The sequence below is a fragment of the Arthrobacter sp. TB 23 genome (genome assembly GCF_000294595.1).
In the GTDB taxonomy this organism is placed as follows: Bacteria; Actinomycetota; Actinomycetes; order Actinomycetales; family Micrococcaceae; genus Arthrobacter_D.
Genome location: NZ_ALPM01000124.1, coordinates 1 through 22,322 on the forward strand (window position 1 = coordinate 1; position 22,322 = coordinate 22,322).

19 protein-coding genes, 3 pseudogenes and 2 riboswitches are annotated in these 22,322 nt (G+C 60.0%); of the genes and pseudogenes, 9 read left to right on the top strand and 13 right to left on the bottom strand.

The genetic code is table 11. The features are described 5' to 3' along the window. Nucleotides 1–9 precede the first annotated feature (9 nt). The 4 genes from B384_RS0116725 to B384_RS0116740 form a co-directional block, all read right to left on the bottom strand. Complete coding sequence (locus B384_RS0116725) at nt 10–1,359, bottom strand: IS30 family transposase (protein ID WP_443110774.1); 1,350 nt, start codon at nt 1,357–1,359, stop codon at nt 10–12. Continuing rightward, nucleotides 1,299–2,114: a DDE-type integrase/transposase/recombinase gene (locus B384_RS0116730; protein ID WP_019484247.1), complete on the bottom strand. Its 816-nt coding sequence runs from the start codon at nt 2,112–2,114 to the stop codon at nt 1,299–1,301. The genes B384_RS0116725 and B384_RS0116730 overlap by 61 nt, the downstream gene beginning before the upstream one ends. A 20-nt stretch (nt 2,115–2,134) precedes the next feature. Further along, nucleotides 2,135–2,446, bottom strand: a complete 312-nt coding sequence (locus B384_RS0116735; protein WP_019484248.1) for an IS3 family transposase — start codon at nt 2,444–2,446, stop codon at nt 2,135–2,137. 160 nt (nt 2,447–2,606) lie between these two features. Continuing rightward, a complete protein-coding gene (locus tag B384_RS0116740) occupies nt 2,607–3,764 on the bottom strand; it encodes an MFS transporter (protein WP_019484249.1) in 1,158 nt (385 codons plus the stop codon). A gap of 358 nt (nt 3,765–4,122) precedes the next feature. On the opposite strand from B384_RS0116740, the gene B384_RS21435 reads away from it, so the two are divergent. Beyond that, nucleotides 4,123–4,227 (top strand): metal-sensing transcriptional repressor, encoded by a 105-nt coding sequence (locus B384_RS21435; RefSeq protein WP_019484250.1) that lies wholly within the window; start codon nt 4,123–4,125, stop codon nt 4,225–4,227. A 317-nt stretch (nt 4,228–4,544) separates the two neighbouring features. Here B384_RS21435 and B384_RS0116750 read toward each other — a convergent pair whose 3' ends face one another. Together B384_RS0116750 and B384_RS19415 are read right to left on the bottom strand one after the other, a co-directional pair. Continuing rightward, complete coding sequence (locus B384_RS0116750) at nt 4,545–5,297, bottom strand: CHRD domain-containing protein (protein WP_019484251.1); 753 nt, start codon at nt 5,295–5,297, stop codon at nt 4,545–4,547. Between the two features lie 35 nt (nt 5,298–5,332). Further along, nucleotides 5,333–6,707: pseudogene (locus B384_RS19415) on the bottom strand (IS256 family transposase). 125 nt (nt 6,708–6,832) lie between these two features. Here B384_RS19415 and B384_RS19420 point away from each other — a divergent pair. After that, a complete protein-coding gene (locus B384_RS19420) occupies nt 6,833–7,138 on the top strand; it encodes a carboxymuconolactone decarboxylase family protein (RefSeq protein ID WP_019484255.1) in 306 nt (101 codons plus the stop codon). Between the two features lie 46 nt (nt 7,139–7,184). Here the strand turns inward: B384_RS19420 and B384_RS0116765 are convergent, their stop codons facing one another. Then, nucleotides 7,185–7,592, bottom strand: a complete 408-nt coding sequence (locus B384_RS0116765) for a heavy metal-responsive transcriptional regulator (RefSeq protein WP_019484256.1) — start codon at nt 7,590–7,592, stop codon at nt 7,185–7,187. 53 nt (nt 7,593–7,645) lie between these two features. On the opposite strand from B384_RS0116765, the gene B384_RS0116770 reads away from it, so the two are divergent. From B384_RS0116770 to B384_RS21235, 3 genes and pseudogenes are all read left to right on the top strand, one after another. Beyond that, a complete protein-coding gene (locus tag B384_RS0116770; RefSeq protein ID WP_019484257.1) occupies nt 7,646–7,993 on the top strand; it encodes a hypothetical protein in 348 nt (115 codons plus the stop codon). 40 nt (nt 7,994–8,033) lie between these two features. After that, nucleotides 8,034–8,897: pseudogene (locus B384_RS21230) on the top strand (FAD-dependent oxidoreductase); the annotation flags it as partial. Between the two features lie 27 nt (nt 8,898–8,924). After that, a complete protein-coding gene (locus B384_RS21235) occupies nt 8,925–9,347 on the top strand; it encodes a hypothetical protein (RefSeq protein WP_019484259.1) in 423 nt (140 codons plus the stop codon). A gap of 48 nt (nt 9,348–9,395) precedes the next feature. Here B384_RS21235 and B384_RS0116780 read toward each other — a convergent pair whose 3' ends face one another. The 5 genes from B384_RS0116780 to thiD form a co-directional block, all read right to left on the bottom strand. Then, nucleotides 9,396–10,133, bottom strand: a complete 738-nt coding sequence (locus B384_RS0116780; protein ID WP_019484260.1) for a flavodoxin family protein — start codon at nt 10,131–10,133, stop codon at nt 9,396–9,398. Between the two features lie 532 nt (nt 10,134–10,665). Beyond that, nucleotides 10,666–10,815 carry an NlpC/P60 family protein gene (locus B384_RS21240; RefSeq protein WP_272942584.1) on the bottom strand — a complete coding sequence of 50 codons (150 nt, stop codon included), beginning with the start codon at nt 10,813–10,815 and terminating at the stop codon, nt 10,666–10,668. A gap of 1,507 nt (nt 10,816–12,322) precedes the next feature. Next, nucleotides 12,323–13,591 (bottom strand): alkaline phosphatase family protein, encoded by a 1,269-nt coding sequence (locus tag B384_RS0116785; RefSeq protein WP_026041259.1) that lies wholly within the window; start codon nt 13,589–13,591, stop codon nt 12,323–12,325. After that, nucleotides 13,591–15,255 (bottom strand): alkaline phosphatase D family protein, encoded by a 1,665-nt coding sequence (locus B384_RS0116790; protein WP_019484262.1) that lies wholly within the window; start codon nt 15,253–15,255, stop codon nt 13,591–13,593. The genes B384_RS0116785 and B384_RS0116790 overlap by 1 nt, the downstream gene beginning before the upstream one ends. A gap of 327 nt (nt 15,256–15,582) precedes the next feature. Continuing rightward, nucleotides 15,583–16,482 carry a bifunctional hydroxymethylpyrimidine kinase/phosphomethylpyrimidine kinase gene (thiD, locus tag B384_RS19430; RefSeq protein WP_019484263.1) on the bottom strand — a complete coding sequence of 300 codons (900 nt, stop codon included), beginning with the start codon at nt 16,480–16,482 and terminating at the stop codon, nt 15,583–15,585. 527 nt (nt 16,483–17,009) lie between these two features. After that, nucleotides 17,010–17,119: riboswitch (TPP riboswitch) on the top strand. 2 nt (nt 17,120–17,121) lie between these two features. Between thiD and thiC the strand changes: the two genes are divergently transcribed. Beyond that, on the top strand, nt 17,122–18,843 hold the full coding sequence (gene thiC / locus B384_RS0116800; RefSeq protein ID WP_019484264.1) for a phosphomethylpyrimidine synthase ThiC: 1,722 nt from the start codon (nt 17,122–17,124) through the stop codon (nt 18,841–18,843). 255 nt (nt 18,844–19,098) lie between these two features. On the opposite strand, the gene thiE is transcribed toward thiC, so the two are convergent. Next, complete coding sequence (gene thiE, locus B384_RS0116805; protein WP_019484265.1) at nt 19,099–19,833, bottom strand: thiamine phosphate synthase; 735 nt, start codon at nt 19,831–19,833, stop codon at nt 19,099–19,101. Nucleotides 19,834–19,844: 11 nt separating this feature from the next. Then, a riboswitch (TPP riboswitch) is annotated at nt 19,845–19,979 on the top strand. Between thiE and thiO the strand changes: the two genes are divergently transcribed. The 3 genes and pseudogenes from thiO (at nt 19,971) to B384_RS19435 (ending at nt 22,243) form a co-directional block, all read left to right on the top strand. Continuing rightward, the gene (thiO, locus tag B384_RS0116810; RefSeq protein ID WP_019484266.1) at nt 19,971–21,230 is read left to right on the top strand and encodes a glycine oxidase ThiO; all 1,260 of its coding nucleotides are present in this window, start codon (nt 19,971–19,973) and stop codon (nt 21,228–21,230) included. Its footprint overlaps the riboswitch before it by 9 nt. Continuing rightward, complete coding sequence (gene thiS, locus B384_RS0116815; RefSeq protein WP_019484267.1) at nt 21,227–21,463, top strand: sulfur carrier protein ThiS; 237 nt, start codon at nt 21,227–21,229, stop codon at nt 21,461–21,463. The genes thiO and thiS overlap by 4 nt, the downstream gene beginning before the upstream one ends. Nucleotides 21,464–21,524: 61 nt before the next feature. Then, nucleotides 21,525–22,243, top strand: a pseudogene (locus B384_RS19435) (thiazole synthase). The last annotated feature ends 79 nt before the right edge of the window (nt 22,244–22,322 follow it).

Sequence of the window (22,322 nt, forward strand, 5' to 3'; positions counted from 1 at the left end):
TGGGCCAGTTCAATCGGTCGTTGCAACACCGGGCTGTTGGAGCGAGCTTAGCTGCTCGGCAAAGACTTCAGCCGGGGTTTTCCAGTCGAGGACTTTACGGGGCCGGTTGTTCAAGGTCAGAGCGATGGCTTCGAGGTCCTCGGCAGTCCACCTGGAGAGGTCAGTGCCTTTCGGGAAAAACTGGCGCAACAGCCCGTTGGTGTTCTCATTCGTGGGTCTCTGCCAGGGTGAGTGCGGATCGGCGAAGAACACCTTCGTTCCAGTGCTGAGAGTGAACTGGGCGTGTGCGGAGAGCTCTTTCCCTCGATCCCACGTGAGGGTCTTGCGGAGCTGTTCGGGCAGCTTGGTCATCGAGACCGTAAGCCCGGCGTTCATCGCCACGGCACCGTAGCCACCGAGCGAGGGCCCGTTCTTCACGGCCTGTCTATCAGCCCAGCCTTCCAGCCTGGGCAGATGTACCAGGATTGTGGAGCGGCTGCTGCGCTCGATGACCGTGCCGATCGCGGATCGTCCGGTTCCGATGATCAGATCACCCTCCCAGTGGCCCGGTACCGCACGGTCTTCGGCTTCGGCGGGGCGTTCGCTAATGAGGACCTCCGCGGTGACATGGCCTTGGGGTTTACTCTTCGATCGAGCTCGAGGTTCCCGCAGCGCACGGCCGGTGCGCAGGCAGGTGACCAGCTCGCGCTTGAGCGCGCCACGACCCTCGATGAACAGCGATTGGTAGATGGCCTCGTGACTAATGCGCATCGACTCATCATCCGGGAAATCGACGCGGAGCCGGTGGGAGATCTGTTCCGGACTCCAAGCTGTCGACCATCGCCTGTCCTGCCGGTGCGGTTTGTTCAGCCCCTTCCAGGCCGGTGTCGCAGGGCCAGCGACGACAGTGCCGTCGTGCCGGCGGATGACCCCAGCGAGCCGTTCCTGAACATACTCACGCAACCTCGCATTGTCCGCGAGTTTCGCGGTCTTCGGGCGCTTCGCAGCCTGTTGCGCCTTCCACTGCGCCACCAAGGCCCGATAGAGATGCTTCCCGCTCCTCGTAGCCGCGTTGCGACGCAACTCGCGCGAGATCGTTCCAGGGTCGCGGCCAAGCCGCCGCGCGATTTCACGCACGCCGACCTCCCGGGCTCGCAATAACGAGATCTCCTCACGCTCAGCGAAGGACAAGTAGCGGCCCGTAGGCTCGTCAAGACTGATCGGCGGCATGCCGCCAGCGTGACGGAACCACCGCGACGCGACCGGCCACGACACACCGAGCGCCTCCGCAGCTTTGACGGTTGTCACCCCAGTAGCGATCAAACGCCAAAACTCCCGCTGCACCGCACGAGAGGGCTCTGGCCTGCCCGGCGAACGCATCGGCGGACGTAACGCCCGATCCGCCGCCCACTGCCGCCGCGCGCCCTCCGGAGCCTTCCGCAACTGCTTTCCACCGCGTCCCATCGCGAACCTCCATAATCGAGGTGTTGCGACGACCAATTGAATTCACCTTGGCTTCCCGCGTCCGAATGATGAATCAGCCCCGCTGCGGCTGGCCGGCCGGTGTGTTGACGGCGCCACAACGCCATCCGCAGGCAATGTTCCACGAACGTAGTGTGCTTCACTGTGGAAGTTTCCCACCCGACGATCGCCCGGGAATACAGGTCAATGACCAAGGCCACGTAGACGAACCCGGTGTAGACCGGCACGTAGGTGAAATCAGTAACCCAGACCTGATTCGGTGTCAGCGCTATGAAGTCCCGATTCAACAGATCCCCGGCGCGGCGGCCGTCCTTACCAGGGACCGTGGTACGCATCTTGCGGCCCCTAATCAGACCGTTCATGCCCTCCTCGCGCATCAGCCGGTCCACAGTGTGTTTGGAGGCTTCCGGGAAACCGTTGCGGCGCAGCCACTGAGTCATCTTCCGCCGCCCGTAAAGGATCTCGGGGCGTCGACGGCCTTTCGCATCAGCGACGTTCAAAGCTCGTAGGGCATCGGTAACGCGGGCGTCTTCAAGGGTGCGCAACGCTGGCAGACGTGTCTTCCACGCCAGGTAGGTTCGTGCGGCAACCTGCACGCCCTGCTCTCGCAGGACGGCGCAGATCGACTCGACCGCGTAACCAAGAGCGCGCAATTCGTCGATAAATCGGCAGATCAGCGGCGGCGAGGGTCGAGTTCCCTCGCGAAGAAAATCGAGGCCCGTTTCAGGATCTCGTTGGACTCCTTCAGATCCCGCACCTCGGCCCGGAGCCGCTTGATTTCCTCCAACTCCTCGCTGCTTGGCCCGGTCTTTTCACCGGCATCGATCTGGGCCTGGACCACCCACCGACGCAGCGATTCAGCACCGACTCCCAGCTTCGGCGCCAAAGCCTTACAAGCCGTGTAAACAGAGGGATACTCGGACAACCGATCCACCGTCATGCGAACTGCACGATCACGGACCTCGGGAGGAAACTGCTTGGGCATAATCACTATCTTTCTCACAGAAGATAGCGGCATCAAACCCGGGACGGTTCAGTCCGAGAAATTCTGGGGTCATCAGTGGGTGCTGTGCTGCGGACATCCGGGCTGTAGGTTCCTGTTGGAAGAGGCCGCTCAAAAGCCAATCCGAACCAATACCGGGACCTCATTGACGGGGCCATCGGATGGTGGCTGAACTTCCCAACCAGGCAAGGAGCGCGAGGGTTGCTGCGCCGAGGAGGGTCCATTGCGGCAAGGTACGTTCACTGAGCGCGGCCACGATAAAGGGGAAAGCGAACCCTACGTAGGTTAGGCAAAAGAACACCGCCGTTACGGTAGCAAGATCCTTAGGTGCGGCGAGTTCTTCGCTTATTGCAAGTCCGCCGATGAGGAGCATCCCATAAGCACTGCCCAGCATAATGGCGCAGGGGATGAGTAGGAAAGGTTCTCTGGTAGCCGCCGTCACTGAGGCCAATAGCAATCCTGCGATCAAGCTCCCATATCCCACGTGGAGCGTGATCCCGGCCCGGCGCTGCTCGAGTCGTCGCGCGAGGGGCTGCACGAACGCTCCGGTTCCGAGAGTGAGTCCAGCTGAGGCTCCACTGACAGCGATATTGAACTGGCCAACATCGACTAAACCCGGTAAAACGGCGACAGTCGTCGTCGCGGCTCCGAACACCCATGGTGCACTCGGCAGGACTCTCCGTAGGAAAATTGGGGCCATGATCGCCGCCCGCAGTTCGGTTTGCACCCGCGCCGTCTGAGGTTGTGCTTTCACGGTTTCCGTCGCAAACCATACGAGCGGGGCGATGACGAACATAAGGAGGATGTGAACGATGTAGGGCAAGGTCTGCGGATATGGGAGCCACTGGGCGAGGATCCCGGCGATGAGTGGACCGACCGCGAATCCTGCAGAAAGCGAAACCGCCGCTCGTCGGGCACCGCTACCCGCAGCGGCATCAGCAGAGAGTTCCTTGATCCAAGCGGTGCCGGGCCCAAAAGCGGCACCGGAGGCGACCCCGGCGAGTATCCTACCGGCCAGGAGCAACCAAGTCTCATGGGCCCCGAGCAGCAACACGACAGAGGCAACGACAGAGAGAACCAGCACAGGACGCATCACGCGGCGACGGCCATACCTGTCCGAAAGCCTTGCGGCGATTAGAAGCGCAGGGATGAGCCCCAGAGCGTACGCGCCGAAGGATGCTGCCACTTCTGTCGCGGGAATGTATGCCTGGTAGACCAGAAGAAGGGGCGCAAATTGGTTCGCGCCCCACCCCACCGCAAACATCGCCAGAGCTACCCGCCACCATTGCCGCGATGCCATCGAACGCCCATCACTAGTACGAACATCATTGATGACTATCGAACCATAAGAGATCCACACGCCAGCACGAGCGCCAAGGCTCGGGATATGGGTTAGTACGGAAATCGACCCGATGACCCGACGGCAGCGTTTTCCGACATGACGGGCTCATACACCACTACCTGCCAGCCAACCGTGGATCCACCGTTATTCAGACACTCCCTCGCCCGGTTGCGAGGTCGCCATAACAATGCTTAGGGCCGCGCTAATGACATGTGCTTCAAACGGCCGTCGGCGCAGTACACGGCTATTCCTCAGACGAAACCGCGCTATTGGTGGTGCCTGAAGCGCATCGAAGGGTAAGTCCGCGGGCTAGCGGATGGTCAACGAGGATCAGTACTGCGTTGACATTTTCACCGAGGTCGCGGCGGTAAACAGTGCCTTGCATGCGGTGAGTCTGGGTCTGCTAGAAACCCATCTGTAATACTGCGTCGTCACTGCAGCCCAGCAGGCCGGGACAACGAGGGCCTTGGAAGCTATCGACGCGAAGTTTATGGAAGCGACGCAGGCAATCAGCAGATTTCACGGTGATCTCCGTTCCTTATGTCGCGTTCGCAGATCGCAAAGTTACGAAAAGGTGTGGTCTCGGACTGTTTCCTTTAGTGGCAGAGTTGTTATGACTGTGTTTAAGACAGACGACCGCCGCAGAGGCTGGGGGCTTCTGCGGCGGTCGTTTTGGTGGCCTAATCGGTTGAGGAGTTGGTCCGATTAGCTCAGGTACTCGTGTAGTTTGGGCTGTGCTTATGCGTTGGTGTTGCTGCGGCGGACCATAAAGGTTCCACCGGCTGCTGCGGCGAGGACAAGTCCGCCACCGATGGCGAGCATGGCGGTGTTGGACCCGGTTTCCTGTGCGACACCGGTGTCAGCGCCACCGGCGGGCATGTCGCCCATCTGTGAGGCTACGAGTGTTCCACACAGCGCTGGTGAGGTTGCGCCGAGAGGAAGTGAAGGATCCAGGTCACTTGGGGAGTTGAAGACTTCCTCAGAGACACCGGCAGTTGCTGGGTCCAGGCCGTGGACCACGACGACGGCGGTACCGGCTTCAAGGGATGCCTTGGTTTCGGCGTTAAGGTCGATTTCGCGCTGAATGGTGTAGCTTCCGCCCTGACCGCCGAGCTCAAGGTTCAGGCCCTCTTCAGCACCGGTGGCGCCGCTGGTAGTCAACGTGGTCAAGATTCCACCATAAGAAGGGGCGCCGTCGGTGGTGTTCAGGATGCCGTCACCGTTTTCGTCATCGGCTGGCGCGGGGCATTCACCGAGAGCCCCACCGTGGATGTGCTGGACGTGAGGGTAGGGTCCGTCCATGAAGGTCTCGGCGAGGCCGGAAACTTGCAAGTTGACCATTGCCTTGTCGCCAGTGACATCAACGGTGATGGTACCGGTGCCGGTGGTGCCGTTGAGCTGGCCCAGGGTCGAGGAGTAGGAGTGAGTTTCGCCGTCGTGCGCTATAGCTGGCGAAGCTGCCATGGCGAGGGCGCCGAGGGAGCCTGTCAAGTTGTTTGTGTAAGCGGGTGGCCGCTGGATGGTTTTCATAGGTAGGGGTTGATGCGGTCGGGGTAAGCGAGGGCGAGTTGGGCGAGGGCTTGTTTCCAGTTGGTGGTGACTTGGCCTTCGACGAGGCGTCCGTCGGCCTTGCGTTTGGATTCGCGGCCGAGACCGCGTTCTTTGGCTCGTTCTCGTGCGCGTTTGTCTTCGATGTTGCAGATTGCCAGCCAGAGCAGTTTCACGACAGCGTCGTCGGAGGGGAAATGGCCGCGGTTCTTGATGATTTTTCGGAGCTGGAAGTTCAAAGACTCGATCGCGTTGGTGGTGTAAATGACCCTGCGCAGCATCGGCGGGAAGGCTAGGAACGGGGTGAACCGGTCCCAGGCGTCCTCGAAGGCCCGGACGGTGTTCGGGTTTTTCTTGCCGAGCTCCGAGGCCGCGAATTCCTCCAACGCGGCCCGTGCCGCGGTCTCATTCGGGGCCTGGTAAACGGCTTTCAGAGCAGCCGCGACGGCTTTGCGCTGCCCGTAGGACACGAACCGCATCGAGGCCCGGATCAGGTGCACCACGCAGGTCTGCACGAGCGAATCGGGCCAGGTTGCTTCGATCGCTTCGGGGAACCCGGTGAGCCCATCGCAGCACACGATCAGCACGTCCTTCACACCCCGGTTGGCCAGCTCGGCGCAGACACCGGCCCAGAACTTCGCGCCCTCGGTGGCTTGGACCCAGATGCCCAGGACATGCTTGATTCCTTCCATGTCGACCCCGACCGCTATGTGGGCGGCTTTGTTGCGTACGTGCGCTCCGTCGCGGACCTGGGCATATGAATCCCTCACGATCAGTATTCGCAACGATCGTTAGACACTGCCAGGCCTCCAGCGGCCGTCGCTGCCAAGCGGTGACCTCCTCGAGGACTTCATCGGTGATCTTCGAGATCGTTTCGCGGCTGATCTCCGTGCCGATCGTGGACACGAGGTGATGCTCGATATCACGCACCGTCATCCCGCCGGCATAAAGGCTCACGATCATCTCATCGAGCCCGCCCAGGCGCCTGGAACCTTTCGGGACCAGGGCCGGGGTGAACGTGCCGTCCCGATCCCGCGGGATCGCCAATTCAACGTCCCCGACAGCGGTCCCGACGGTTTTGGGGAAGGCACCATTGCGTGAGTTCGGGAACAAAGCCGCGTCTGGGTCGCCCCTGTCATACCCGAGGTGGTCACCGAGCTCGGCCTGCAAGCCCCGTTCCAGACCCGCCTTGATCAGCCGTTGGATCAGGCCGTCCTTGCCTTCGAGCTCGACCTGGCCGGAATCGATCATGGAATACAACTCATTCAGGGCACCCGAGGCCTCCAACGCCTCCACACCCTCACGCTGAGAACGTCTGCGCTCCTCAGGAGCTTCCTTATCAATCATGGACATCAGTATCTCGGCTTCCTGCTAAGGGTCACCCTGCCCTTACACAAAATATTTGACACCCTCCGCCGAGGGCGAGAGTGGGGACTGCAAAAAATCGCATTGACTTGTTCATGGGAATACTTCCTTCATTGTGCGATGAGCGCGCATCCTGTGTAAGACACGGTCTGATAAGTGATTCGGAGCACATACCGGCGATCCGCAGGGGCGACATCGACTTCGACGACAAACTGGCAACACTGCTGGAACTGGCCCGGCAGGCCACAGCGAACAAGGGGTCCGTGAAGGACGCCGACTGGCAAACCGCCCTCGACGCAGGATGGTCAGACACTGAGCTCACGGAACTCTCCACCCACGTGGCCCTGAACCTGTTCACCAACTACTTCAACCACCTCGTCGACACCGACCTGGACATCCCAGCTGCACCAAGTCTCTAAACCACCACAAACCCATGTAGGCCCTGCCGTCCGTTCGCAGCAGGGCCTACATGTTCATCAACGGTATGATGATGTGGCAAATCTCCGTGTCGGAACAATCAGCAGGATCAAGAGCCCGACTCGAATCGATCAGCCCTTTAAGCTCCGCCGATAAGGCGTCAAGTTCGCGTTGGCGCACCTGGACATAGGAGAGCTTTCGTTCCAGGAGTGCCGATACATGGGCGCACGGGGCCTCACCCGCGTCGCGGAGACGTAGCGTGCTCGAAATTTCGGCCAACGTCAGACCGGCCGCCTGGGCCGACCGGATGAACCGCAACCGGCCCACTATCTCAGGGTCATAACTGCGGTAGCCATTCGACGTGCGCAGAGGATCCGGCAGCAGACCTTCACGCTCATAGAACCGGATGGTCTGACTATCAACGCCCGCAAGCGCCCCAAGTTCCCCAATACGCATCCCCCAGTCTAACACTTGACCTTGTAGTCGGCTATAAGGTTTACAGTCAGAAGATGAAGATCACCCTGCAGTACTTCGAGGGCTGCCCCAACTGGACCCTAGCCAATGAACGACTCATCGCTTTAGCCGAAGACCGCCCCGACATCGTCCTCACCCGACAAATAATCGACACCGCTGAGGAAGCCGAACGAACCGGATTTCACGGTTCCCCGAGCATCCTGATCGACGACATCGACCCTTTCGCGGGTCCTGGCGCACCAGTCGGTTTAGCATGCCGCCGATACCTCACCCCAGAGGGGCCAGCCGGGGCTCCGACCCTCGACCAGCTCAGGGCAGCACTACCACCCGCTACAACCACGACCACGACTACGACTCCGCTTTCAGACAAGAAAGCGGTATGAGATGACTACCGATGTCGACCTTCTGGTCATTGGTGCCGGGATGGCTGGAATCGCCGCCGCGACGAAATGCGCGTCGAAGGGGTGGAATGTTGCGATCGTGGACTCCCTACCCTACGGCGGAACCTGCGCCTTGCGCGGGTGCAATCCAAAGAAAATCCTCAGGCGTGGCGCCGAAGTGATCGAAGCCGCCCGGCTCATGAGCGGCAAAGGCGTAAACCCGGGCACCATGTCCATCAACTGGCAGGACCTGATGGAACACAAACACGGATTCACCGAACCAATCCCAACGACCGTGGAAGAAGACCTGCATTCACACGGGGTACAGACCCTCCACGGGACGGCGACCTTCACCAGTCCAACAACGGTCAACATCGCCGGAGCATCATACGAAGCTCCGAAAATCCTCGTCGCCACCGGAGCCACACCCCGGCCTCTGGGCTTCCCCAGAGCCGAGCATCTCATCGATAGCACCGACTTCCTCAACCTTCAGAAGCTGCCACCCCGAATCGTTTTCCTCGGCGAAAGTTTCATCTCTTTCTAATTCGCCCATATCGCCGCCCGAGCCGGAAGCTCCACCATCATCCTTGATCGCGGGACCCGACCACTGAAGAACTTTGACCCAGACCTCGTTGACCTCCTGATCGCGCGCGGCACAGAGTCAGGCATCATCGTCCAACGCGGCACAAGCATCACCCGTATCGACAAGTCAGGCAACGGATTCCGCCTCCACCTCACTCAAGCTGGCGAGACGTCGACAATTGAAGCGGACCTCGTTGTCCACGGCGCGGGCCGGATCCCGGACCTATCCCGACTGAACCTCGAAGCGGCCAACGTCGCATACGGGCCTAAAGGAATACAGATCGCCGACCATCTCCAAAGCACCACCAATCCCGCCGTCTACGCAGCAGGTGATGCCGCTGACACCCCGGGTATGCCGCTAACCCCGGTCGCAGTGTTCGAGGCCAAAGTGGCAGCATCAAACATACTCAAATCAGATACCACGGCCCCCGACTACACCGCCATACCAACGACAGTCTTCACAATTCCTGAACTAGTGCGCCTCGGCATGCTCGAACACGAAGCCGCTGACAGTGGCCTGGACGTCGACGTCCGCTATACCGATACCAGCGCCTGGTACACGAATTGCCGAACAGGGGAAACCAGCGGCGCATCGAAAATCCTGATCGACAAATCAACGGATCAGATCGTCGGCGCGCATCTCTTCGGCACAGACTACGCCGAACTAGCCAACACCATCAGCCTGGCCATGAAACACGGCCTCACCACCCGCCAACTGAAATCAACCACAGCCACCTACCCCTCAGTAGGATCAGATTTGGCCTCGCTCGTCTAGCCGCACAAGATTTGTTGCGCCGGTAGCGTTCAAAAACAATCGCTGACGCTACCTGTACTCCGGATTCGCTTCCAGACCGAACCTGTCGCCCTTTTTCCAAGCGTCAGGTAGGTTTCCCTGGGCAGGGATACCTCCGGCCAGTTTCAGGATTCGAGCCATATGAAGCAGGTTCCAGGTCATAAAGGTGGTGTTGCGGTTGGTGAAGTCATTCTCCGGGCCACCTGAACCTTCATCCAAATAGCTTGGGCCCGGTCCTGCCTCTCCAATCCAACCCGCATCCGCGGCCGGAGGAATGGTCACCCCAATGTGCTGAAGGCTGTAAAGAATATTCATCGCGCAGTGCTTGACGCCGTCCTCGTTCCCCGTCAGCAAAGCGCCACCTACCTTCCCGTAATAGACGTACTGCCCGCGGGTGTTCGTCATCCCTGACATCGCATAGAGACGTTCAATGATCTGTTTCATCACCGAACTGTTGTCTCCAAGCCAGATCGGTCCAGCCAGCACCAAAATGTCTGCCTGTTCAATTTTCTCGAAAATGGAGGGCCAGGCGTCCTCTTCCCAGCCGTGTTCCCTCATATCCGGGTAAACACCCGTCGCTACCGGAAGATCGATTGGTCGCACAATATCAACATGGACGCCCTTCGCCCGCATCAGATCAGCGCTCAGACGGACCAGCCCGGAGGTGTGGCTCAGTTCGGGGCTACGCTTCAAGGTGCAATTGAGGAACACTGCCCTCAGACCAGCGAACTCACCGTCACTACCCATGGCCTTCACGCTATCGGTCATCTAAGAGGTGCTCCTGACTAGATCACGGACAACTTCATATCCGTTCAACGATTCCGGGACTCGGTCCCGAAGATCACTAGACCGAATACACACCACACTAGACCCAACAAAAGATCTCACTATGTAACCTGGAACACAGGGAGGGAGTACCCCTCCATTCGATTTCGCGTACCTGGAGCCTCTCTTCGTCGGATGGGTATCGTAACTCTTCGATCGCAGTGCCCAATGGCGGGGCGGATTTGAAGGCAGAGACGACGTCATCTCGAAGGATCTGAAAATCGGCAAGCCCACGACCTTCATTGTGAAACTCGAAAATCTCCTCGATGACGTCGGGCGACCTAGTCGTGGCCGCGGCCAGGGTTGCTTTGTTTGACGTAAGGACTGGTCACGCCACGAGATCAAAATACGCCGTATCGGTATTCCAAGCTATTGGATGCCGCAACCTGCCCACCGTGGGATCTAGCGCGCTGTACATCATGCCGTCTCCCGCACAAATGCCATCGTGTCCCCAGTTGTTTGGCCCTTTTGGGTTCTAGACGACGAGGTCCCCTGGCTGGGGAGTCTCAGTCCGCGTCCCGACTCTCCATTGCTCAACTCGTAAAAGGTTGACTCCAGCCTGCCTGTAAATCCATTGCACGTAGCCAGAGCAGTCCCACGCTTTGAAGGCCGTCCCACCCCACACATACGTTCCGCCGACACCCTGTTGAGTGAAACGCAAAATTTCCTTGCGTACCTGACTCAGATTTTTGGCTCGCTTGTCGCTGCCGCCGCCTTAGACGGGCTGGTACACGCAGTGGGCGCGATTCCGCCCCCGAGCGCCTCAACGATTGCCGTTGCTTCAGCCTCCCACCGCGCGTACAACTCTGGAAACGCCGACACCCGGTAGGAAGTGCCGACTGTGAGCCCGAACCAGCGTCATGCAGTGCCGGCGAAACATACCCATGAATGACTAAAAGCATTTTCGCTGTTTGTCATTCTGATCCCCATCATCGCTGGGCGGGGCCTTCGCGCAACCAGGGCGCGATGCGCCGGGAGCGGACCAAATTTTCGTTCGGCGCTCATCCGTCGCTTACTTCCTCACAAAAGTCCGGCCATCTACCGGTTCCCCAAGTTGCACTCCGGCCCCTCGTACCCAGCGGTGATTCCACTATCAGACCGACGCCAAGGAGAAAACTGGATGAAAAACTTTCACCGAAGTCATGTACCTTGCTCACCACTCCCCCATGAACTGGTAGGAACGCCAACCAAGGGCTTCACGAGAGAAAGGAGGCAACCCACCACAGGAAGACTGCAACCCACCCACCGAAACAGGCACACCCTGTTCACCATCTGAGCCGGTTTGTGCACAGTCAGAGACCAAAACAGCCTCTGACTAGGGGAAACACTGTGCCCGAAGTGGGACTTGAACCGGCTTTCACCCCCTGCAAACACTGGCCTCCCCCGAAAACCTCCCCAAACCGCCCCAGACCGACACCGATACGACCCAGTCCGACACCCAAGGTGTGCACAATGTGCACACCCCCTTTTCTGCCCTGATCTTCAGCCACGTTTGACGGCCCCGGTGGCTCTGCGAAGCGAGGCACTTCATACCCCGTGAAGGTAGTAGCCGACTCGAGATTGCTTTCCTCGCAGACCACGGTGAACGCTTCGCATGGACATGGGCTAGGCCGTAAGCCCCGAGTCCTGAATAGCTAGAGATCATAAAAACCATCTCTCCTCTCCGAATATCTCATGGATAAGCGAGACGTTGACGACGTGACGGAGAACCCGCAGCGTCTTCAAATATTTCTTTGTCGACGGTGACAGTTCCGTCGATTCACTTTAGGTCTGGGTCTACGTGATTTGATATAAATCTATTTGATCGAGAGCCCAGAATGCTTAGCGATCTGTGCCACAGGCAATACACCATTCCGAGCCAAACCAATATCATCCTCAGGAATTCCCCGGCATCCTTGCCGCGGATCTCGGTCAGCGTGTTGAATGGAGCAGAATGGATCATCATTGGCTAGCGGAACCTTGGAACTGAAGCACCCCGCTTTTTGCCCAACGCGGATAAAATCCCATTACTGAACCCCCTTCTAGGGCTCATTTGGGTGCGGGCGGCCGCCCGCACCCCCGAGAATAACCTCACCAGGCTAGATCCGATATCTGGGTCCGGAGCGTCGATCCAACCCTTCAGCCGGACACCACTAGAGGCTGAAAGCGACCGTCCGCGCAGTCCCGTCATATCCGCCCGGGGGCGCTTTCACGCCAAACAGTGCGCCCATGGTAGGCGCTACGTCGACGGTTCGCGCCGGTTGCGATGACACCATACCCCGGACTACCCGTGGGCTTCCCCCACTAACGAAAAACGGGATTGGTTCCGTTGCTGGATGGCCGTGATTCCCGGGAATGGGATTGGACGCCACATAGGGGTCAGAGAAACGCCAGCCTGCACGGCAGGTTGCCACTAGGTCTCCCGCTTCTGGACCCAGACGAAGCTGGGAGGGAGTGTTCACCGCATGGACTCCTGGATGCGCCAGCACCAGCGTGCGTATCTCAGCCAGCGCCGCGTCCTTCGTTGCTGCGCCGCCGACCCAGTAGAGCAGGTCCGCTCCCCCGTTTTGGGCGATCTGGGTGTTCGAACGCAGGTCTGGACGGGTGCTGAGTATGCGGTCCACCGAGATGACATTGGTGGGAATGGACCAGTCCATCGAATGGTCCGCAAGGACCAAGACCACGCTGGACTCCCACTTTTCAGTTGCCTTCAGCCTGTCGACGAAACGGCCTACCTGCAGGTCCGCCGATGCCAAGGCGGCAGTGCGGGCTACTTCCAGGGTTGTGCCTGTCAGATCGCTGTGGCCCATACGGTCGACGTCGCCGAGGTTGGCGAACACGAAATCCGGGTCCGCTGAGTCAACCATCGCTATCAAAGCATCAATCGTGGCAGCGTCGGGGGCATGACCACTCACCGGAACGATGGGAGCAGGCTCCCAACGGTAGGTAGCACGCTCACCAAAAATGCCGTACAGGTATTCCTTGCTTAGCACGGTACCTGTCGTACGCCCGGTCCCGTTTAGTTGCTCAATCAGAGTGATGAACCGTAGATCCGAAGGCCGGTCGAGATCGCGCTGTACAGATTCGACGCGGTCGAAAATTCTATTGGCCGGCACGCCCGTGCGGTCAGGGCGGGCACCGGTCATCATCATCACATGATTCGGAATGGTCTCCATTACGGGCAGCGATCGGGCGGCCGGGAACGTGGTTCCTTCAGCGCGCAACTGCGCCAGACGTGGTGTCAGCCCCGCCGTGATCTCACCAGGCTTGCAGCCATCCACCACCAACACGTACGCCCTCGTCCGTCCGGTTGGCGCAAGAACTGGCCTGCGTGCCCAAGCCGCGCCGGGAACCCCCGAGAGCACAACGGCGGCGCCACCGGCGGCGGTAGCCCTAAAAAACTGCCTGCGCGTTGAGTCCATCACAGGACACCCCCGGTTGCCGGGGTGACCCGCTGTGTGCCGGCCATAACCTGCCACGAAGTGGAAATCCTGCTCGTCGCCGCCCGGTCCATCCGTTCCGAGAGTACGTACCAGTCCATTCGCACGCCCGACGGCGTAACCTCAAGAACCGAATACCCGTGGGAATCGAAGTCGAGGTACTTCACGTGCGGGTTGTTCGCCTTAAAAGCAGCCTCGACGGCGACCGATGCAGTGCGAGGCGGAACATTAAGGATGTCATCAAGGTTGTCGCTCGTCACCGAGGTGCAGACGAACTCGGTCGCCACCGAGTTGCCCGAGGCGGGATACGTCAGCGGGTCGGCTGGAAGATCGCAGGCCCACCCGGAATGGATGTCTCCGGTGAGGAAAACAGTGTCTGTCACACCGTTGTCCCGCAGGTGCTTCAGCACACGGGACCGGTCCGATGTGTACCCGTCCCATTGGTCAGTGTTGTACGGCACTCCGTCGATGGTGGAAGTGCCAAGCAGTTCCTCCATGGCACCTACCTCACTGGTACTGAGAGTAGACGGGAATCGGATCGGCGTGATCATCACCGGATTGCCAACCAGTTTCCACTGCGCATCCTCTGAAGTGAGACCGTCGAGCAGCCAGGTCATTTGGGCGTCACCGGTGATGGTGCGGTCGGGGCTGCCAATCTCCGGATCGACGACGCTCTCTGCCTGCTGGCTGCGGTACGTACGCAGGTCGAGCATGGAGATACTCGCGAGCGAACCGAAGGACAGACAACGGTACAGGTCGCCACCGTTTTCGTAACGCACCGGCATCCACTCGGCATAGGCCTGCTGAGAGGCTGTCCGTCGGTCGGACCAGGCGCCTTCGATGCCTTCAGTGTGGTTCTCCGCTCCGCCGGACCACGCATCGTTTGCGGACTCATGGTCGTCCCATGTCACGACGAACGGAGCTACTGCGTGAAGTGCTTGAAGGTCTGGATCTCTCTTGTACTGCGCATGGCGACGCCGGTAGTGCTCAAGGACGGTCATCTCCACGGCGGGGTCATGTGGGCGGACCACTATTGCGCGCGCCTGGTATTCACCCGGCGCGTACTCGTACAGGTAGTCCCCTAGGTGTATTACAAGATCCAGGTCCCCGCGTGCGGCAAGGTGGCGGTATGAGGAGAACCAGCCGGCCTGAAGGTTTGCGCAGGATACGACACCGATTCGCAGACGATCCACGGCCGCCCCTGCTCGCGGCGCTGTCCGCGTCCGGCCGACGGGCGAGACGCCCTTTCCCAGGCTGAACCGGTACCAATAGGTTGTGGCGGGCTGCAGTCCCCGTGGTTCCACTTTCACGGTGTGGTCACGGATCGCACCAGTAGTCGTCGCGCCACGCGCCACAATCCGACGGAATTCCGGGTCCAGTGAAACCTCCCACTTCACCGATGCATCCGGACCGATCCCCGAACCGGGAGTCGCTTCGGGCGTCGGCGTGACGCGGGTCCAGAGCAGGACACCGTCGGGAAGCGGGTCACCGGAGGCAACACCATGGGCAAATAAAGGGTTTGGCGTCGAAACAACCCGAAGGCGAGCAGCCTGTGAAGCGGGCGTCATGATCGTCCCGGCAGCGGCGCCGGTGACGGCGACTGCGCCTGCCGCGCGCAGAAGATTACGGCGAGTAATGGGGTCCATATCTCAATTAGATAACGCCGCACCGACCGAAAGCTCGGAAACCGCGCCCGTTGAGCGAGTGTTCATCCAATGTACAACTGAATAGATGCCTGAACCCAAAGACCTCCACCTGGCGTAGCGATCGTTCAAGTAGATTTGCCCTCAACCTTGCAATCATAGACATCCTGGTTGGGTCCCCGGGTAGGAGTCCAGCTGGCATGAGCCCTCGTCGGTAGTCCGATGGCACCTCTGGATGGCACCGAATCACCTACTGCTAGTTCTCGCCGGGAGTCTCGTATTCATCGTCGGACTTATCGGCCCCGAAACCGACAGGACGCGCCCTCTTCCCTAAGGCGTGCTGCTGTCCTGGTTGTGCTGCAGGCTATGGGCCGCGGCCGCGGCCCATAGCTGGTGGAAGTGGTTGATAGGCCCGTTGCCGTGTCCTACTTCTAATTCGTCGGCGTGGGTGAGTGCGTCCTGCAACCAGCTCTTCGCCTGGCGGACGGCACCGACCCAATCACCGGTGCGTGCCATGACGGTAGCGACGGCGGAGGACAGGGAACACCCGGTTCCATGAGTGTTTTTGGTCGCAACCCGAGGGTGGATGAATTCCACGACGCTTTCGCTGGCACGACCTATCCGGCCGGTGACATCGACGAGTGCGTCGGGACTGGATTCTGTTGACAGGTGACCGCCTTTGACGAGCACAATTGTTCCCGATGCCGTGGACAGCTTCTTGCCCTGTTCGATAGCTGCAGGCCAATCCTCGGCGACTGGTTCATCCACCAGGACCGCGAGTTCGGGAAGATTAGGGGTGACCAGATCCGCTTGGCTCACCAACTCCCGTAACGCGGTTTCGGCGTAGGCGGCCAGGAGCCTGTCCCCGCTGCTGGCTACCATGACGGGATCCAGCACTACCAGCGGCGGGTGGACTTGACGGAGCCAGTCCCGGACGACAGCGATGGTTCCAGCATCTGTCAGCATGCCGATTTTCACGGCGTCGATAGTGACGTCATCGCTGACCGCTTCGAGCTGTTCAATCAGGAAATGCGCCGGCGGCGTGTGAACGGAACGGACACCGAGGGTGTTCTGTGCCACGAGGGACGTGACGACCGCCATTCCGTACCCGCCCATGGCTGCAATACTTTTCAGGTCAGCCTGGATCCCGGCACCACCGGTCGGGTCTGTTCCGGCGATGCTGAGGACCCGCGGTATGCGGTGCAGCGTTGAAGCTTCTAGTAACACCATTCCTCCTTAAGCGATTCGGCTGCGGTCCGGGGATCGTCGGTTGCGCAGACGGCTGAGACAACGGCCGCCCCGGCGGCACCGGCATCACGCAATGAACGTACGTCAACGCGGCTGATACCCCCGATAGCGACGCAGTGCGATGTGCTTGACTGCCACCCTAGCCTTTCAGCATCACGTTCGTAGAACAGAGCCAGGGTCCCCAACGGATGCGGTTGGGAACAGCCCTTTTGCAGGGTGTCTGTCTCCGAAGGGTTAAGCCTAGGCAGCAGCGAGACTACGGTCATTTCCGGTAGAACGGGAGCCTGGGCGTCTACTAGGCAAACAGGGCGAATGAAAGCATTGTTGGCCGCAGGAACCTGTCCGGGTAATACCAGGAAAGGATGCGTTTGATGCTCGGATTATCTACGGCCATCGTTATCACTCACTGCTCCCACAAGTTGCCCGTTCGAATCGATTTATTCGAGTTTGTTCATTGTGTTGGGGACGGACCGCAGGTCCCACTTTTCTGGGTAGGGGTGTTAGGGTCGTTTTATCCACACGGGTGCCCTGTTGCAGGGGCTGAGATCGGGCTGAGGCAGTCCGCGACCGTTGAACCTGTCCGGGTAATGCCGGCGAAGGAAGTAGGAACCTTTGAGTGCTATGAATTCACAGTCCATTTCGTATGTTCACGATTCCGAGCATGGGCTGGCTGTACCGGTCACGGAAATCGCCCTCGAAAACTCACCGGGCAACCGTCCTAACGAACCACTTCGCGTCTACCGCACCGCCGGTCCGGGCAGTGATCCGGCGGTGGGCCTGCCGCCGCTGAGGCAGCCCTGGATTGACGGCCGGGACGACGTCGAGCAGTATCAGGGGCGCGAACGGAACCTGTTCGACGACGGCAAGTCGGCGGTCCGCCGCGGGCGTGCCAGCCAGGAATGGAAGGGTATGCAGCCCATCCCGCTGCGCTCCCGCGACAGGAAGATCGTTACGCAAATGCACTACGCGCGTCACGGGGTCATCACCGAGGAGATGCGGTTTGTCGCGTTACGCGAAAATTGCGACATCGAACTGGTCCGCTCCGAAGTCGCAGCCGGGCGCGCGATCATCCCCAACAACATCAATCACCCCGAATCGGAGCCGATGATTATCGGCAAGGCCTTCCTCGTGAAAATCAACGCCAATATCGGCAATTCGGCGGTCACCAGTTCCATCGCCGAAGAAGTCAGCAAAATGCAGTGGGCAACCCAGTGGGGCGCAGACACCGTCATGGACCTTTCAACAGGAGATGACATTCACACCACCCGTGAGTGGCTCATCCGCAACTCCCCGGTGCCCATTGGCACCGTACCCATCTACCAAGCACTGGAGAAAGTCAACGGCGAGGCCAACGACCTGACCTGGGAAATCTTCCGCGACACTGTTATTGAGCAGTGCGAGCAGGGCGTGGACTACATGACCATCCACGCCGGAGTGCTGCTGCGCTACGTTCCCCTCACCGCCGAGCGCGTCACGGGCATCGTCTCCCGGGGTGGATCGATCATGGCCGGGTGGTGCCTAGCTCACCATCAAGAAAACTTCCTGTACACGCACTTCGATGAACTGTGTGAGATTTTCGCCCGGTACGACGTCGCCTTCTCACTCGGTGATGGGCTGCGACCCGGGGCCATCGCGGACGCCAATGACGCCGCGCAGTTCGCCGAACTGGACACCCTTGCCGAGCTAACGAAACGGGCCTGGGCGTACGACGTCCAGGTCATGGTGGAGGGACCTGGCCACATCCCCTTCCACCTGGTCCGGGAGAACGTGGAAAGGCAGCAGGAATTGTGCAACGGGGCCCCCTTCTACACCCTCGGCCCGCTCGTCACCGACATCGCGCCAGGTTACGACCACATCACGTCAGCAATTGGGGCGACCGAAATCGCCCGGTACGGCACCGCCATGCTCTGTTACGTGACGCCGAAGGAACACCTCGGCCTGCCCAATCGGGACGACGTCAAGACCGGAGTGATCACCTATAAGATTGCCGCGCATGCCGCCGATCTAGCCAAAGGACACCCGGGCGCTGGGCAGCGGGACGACGCCCTCTCAAAGGCACGCTTCGAGTTCCGGTGGCGTGACCAGTTCGCGCTTTCGCTGGACCCCGAGACGGCTGAGCAGTTCCACGACGAAACACTTCCTGCCGAACCGGCGAAAACTGCACACTTCTGCTCGATGTGCGGACCGAAATTCTGTTCCATGCGGATCTCCCAGGACATCAGGGACCAATTCGGGGGCGCCGCCGCGCAGGAAGCTATCGCCGGGATGGCAGGAAAGTCCGCCGAATTCCGCGCCTCAGGCGGCAAGGTTTACCTTCCCGAACCCGCTCTACCCCAAACCTAAAAAGCACAAAGTAGCCATGGGATCAACCGTTGCCTGCGCAGGCGGGTCACGGAGATAGGACGTTTGCGGTACTTGTAGTAGCCGCCCGTGCCTCCGAATTTGTTGGTCCTTTGATCTAAGTTCCGTTTTGCATCCACGGGATGAACTACTCGGGTACCCGAAGCTCAACCTGAGCCACAGCTTGGGACTGTTTCATCAATGGTGTGTCACTTATGCAGCAAGGTAAAAGTTGATTGTCCCTGACACGTGGAAAGGTTAGGTGAGCGCCGGGAGGGCTGATTTGAGGGACCTGGCGGCGGAGGATGGGTCGTCGGCTTCTGTGATGGCTCGTACGACAACAACCCGGCGGGCCCCGGCTTCGACGACCTGGCCGATGGTGGTGCGATCGATTCCTCCAATGGCAAACCAAGCCCGTGGGGACGAGGTCTCGGCCGAACGTGCTGCTGCGTAACGCACCAATTCAAGCCCGGAGGGAGCACGGCCAGGTTTCGTGGGTGTAGCCCAGACAGGGCCGGTACAGAAGTAATCCAGCCCACTTGTGGTCATGGCAGCGGCGACTTGGGCCGGGGAATGGCAGGATAAACCGATGATCGGTTCGGGGCCCAATAGATGCCGGGCGTCAGGTACTGGCAGATCTTTTTGTCCTATGTGGAAGACCGGTGCGCCGCTGAGTCGGGCGATGTCTGCCCTGTCATTGGCGGAAAAGAGTTTGCCGTGTCGATCCGCTGCCGTACGCAGAGCCGCGAGACAGGCAAGTTCTTCGACTGCGTCGATCTTTTTGTCGCGAAGCTGGATGATATCCACACCACCGGCATAGGCGGCGTCGACGAACTCCGCGAAGTCGCCCCTTTCCTTTCGTGCATCCGTGCACAGGTACAACTGCGCTGATGCGAACTGTTGCCGGTACAGGGCTGCCGTACTGACCGTTGACGACGTGCCGCCGTCGTTCAGATCCGGCGGGACGGGGAAAACATCTGAAATAAAGGCCATACGCCTTAGACTAATAGCTCCACGGGAGCCCGATCTTCCGCCAGTGTTCCTACACTCGCGGTCGGTAGGGCTGAGAGGGCGTTCGACGCCGACCGTACGAACCTGAACCGGTTAAGCCCGGCGTAGGAAGGACTCTGATGACTATTCATAACCCGGACCGCCTCGCGCACACCGTCATTGTCGGTGGCGGGATCATCGGATTGGCCATCGGCTGGGAGGCCAGCCGTCGCGGCCACCAGGTCACGCTGATTGATCCCGCGCCCGCTTCCGGAGCTACCCATGCTGCGGCGGGGATGCTGGCCCCGGTCAGTGAGTTTCATTATCAGGAAGAGTATTTGCTGGACCTGACGCTGCCCTCGGCCCGGGCATACCGAGACTTCATCACGGAGCTGGAGGCCGCCTCCGGGATTGGAACCGGCTACCAGCGCAGGCAAACCCTGGTCGCCGGTATCGATGCGGCGGATCGGCAGGCCCTGACCGACCTGCGCTCTGTCCAGTCAAGTCTTGGACTTCAGGTGGAAGCACTCACCACTAGTCAGGCGCGGCGTCTGGAGCCGCTGCTCGGCCCGCAGCTTTCAGGAGCGTTCCTGGTTCCTGAGGATCATCAGGTTGATCCGCGGGCTATGGCCGTTGCCCTCCAAGCAGCACTAGCCAAACAGACGACCGCGCGCACGGTGCCCGTTTCGGTTTCCGCACTTATCCATGACGATGCTACTGACCGTGTTGCTGTGACCGGTGTGTTGCTGGAGAACGGAGAGCGGATTGATGCTGATGAGATCATCCTGGCTAACGGGCTCGGTGCGGTAAACATTGATCGCCTGCCGACAGGGCTGCGGCTACCGTTACGTCCGGTGTACGGGGACATTCTCCGCCTGCGCGTACCCGAACACCTCAGACCGCTCATAACCTCCACGGTCCGCGGGTTGGTCCGCGGGTCGTCCATATATGTGGTGCCCCGGCAGGATGGAACGGTGGTGATAGGTGCCACTCAACGGGAAAACGGGTCCGCGGGGCTTTCCGCGGGAGGTGTCTACGAACTACTCCGGGATGCTCAGACGCTGATCCCGGCAGTCGCGGAACTCGAACTGCTCGAAGCCCTCTGCCGCCCCCGACCGGGGACCCCGGACAACGCTCCCCTGCTTGGCCGGTGCAGGGACCCGGACGGCTCCGATGTGCGTGGACTTGTGGTCGCTACCGGTTTCTTCCGGCACGGGGTGCTGCTGGCACCGATCACCGCCCGCCTCTGCGCGGACCTGATCAGCCAAAACATACCGGAGATCGACATCGAGCGATTCCGACCCGAACGGTTCATTAACCTCGGGCACTTCGCCGAAGCGTCCCGTCCTGATGCTTCCCGTCATAACAGTTTTTCTGATGAAGTAAGGATTGCCCTATGAGCTTCACATTGAACGGACAACCCCGGAATACCGTTTCGGTTTCCACCCTCAAGCACTTAATTACCGAGTTGACCGGCCGTGAGTTGACCGATGCCGGGCAACCAGTCGATGAAAAACAGTTGGGTGTAGCCGTTGCAGTCAACGCCGAGCTCGTACCCCGCACCCGTTGGGTTGAGGTAACCATCCAGAACGGTGACGACATCGAAATTCTTACCGCCGTCCAGGGAGGATAAAACATTGACTGACAACGACGCGTTAACGATCGACGGGGTTGCGCTTAGCTCCCGGCTGATCATGGGAACCGGGGGAGCCCCAAGCCTGGAAGGTCTGGGAGCGGCCCTGGCAGCATCGGGAACGGAACTGACAACCGTGGCGCTGCGAAGGTACAACCCCGAGACGGGTGGGTCCTTGTTCGAATTACTCAACGAGCAAGGGATCCGGATATTACCGAACACGGCAGGATGTTTCACTGCCCGCGAAGCGGTCATGACCGCTGAACTGGCGCGGGAGGCACTGGCAACGGACTGGATAAAACTTGAGGTAATCGCCGATGAACAAACCCTGCTACCCGATGCGCTGGAACTCATCGAGGCCACCGAAACACTGGTTACGAAAGGCTTCAAGGTCTTCGCATACACTAACGACGATCCCATCCTGGCCCGACGACTAGAACAACTCGGAGCTACAGCCGTTATGCCCCTGGGGTCCCCCATTGGGACGGGGCTGGGTATCCTAAACCCCCACAACATCGAACTCATCGCCTCAAGAGCAACAGTTCCGATAGTTTTAGACGCCGGGATCGGCACAGCCTCCGACGCCGCACTGGCAATGGAACTGGGCTGCGACGCGGTCCTGCTCGCCACAGCAGTCACCAGAGCACAGAACCCGATAAAAATGGCGACAGCCTTCAAACACGCCGTCACCGCCGGCCNCTCGCCTCACAAGCCGGCCGGATACCCAAACGCACCCACGCCCAAGCCTCCTCCCCCACCCAAGGCCGCCCCCACCTCTAACAAATGTGCTGATATCCGAAATCCACGACAACGGGTACGAAAAACCCTATCTACGCTGAACATCGAGAGATCGGCGGCG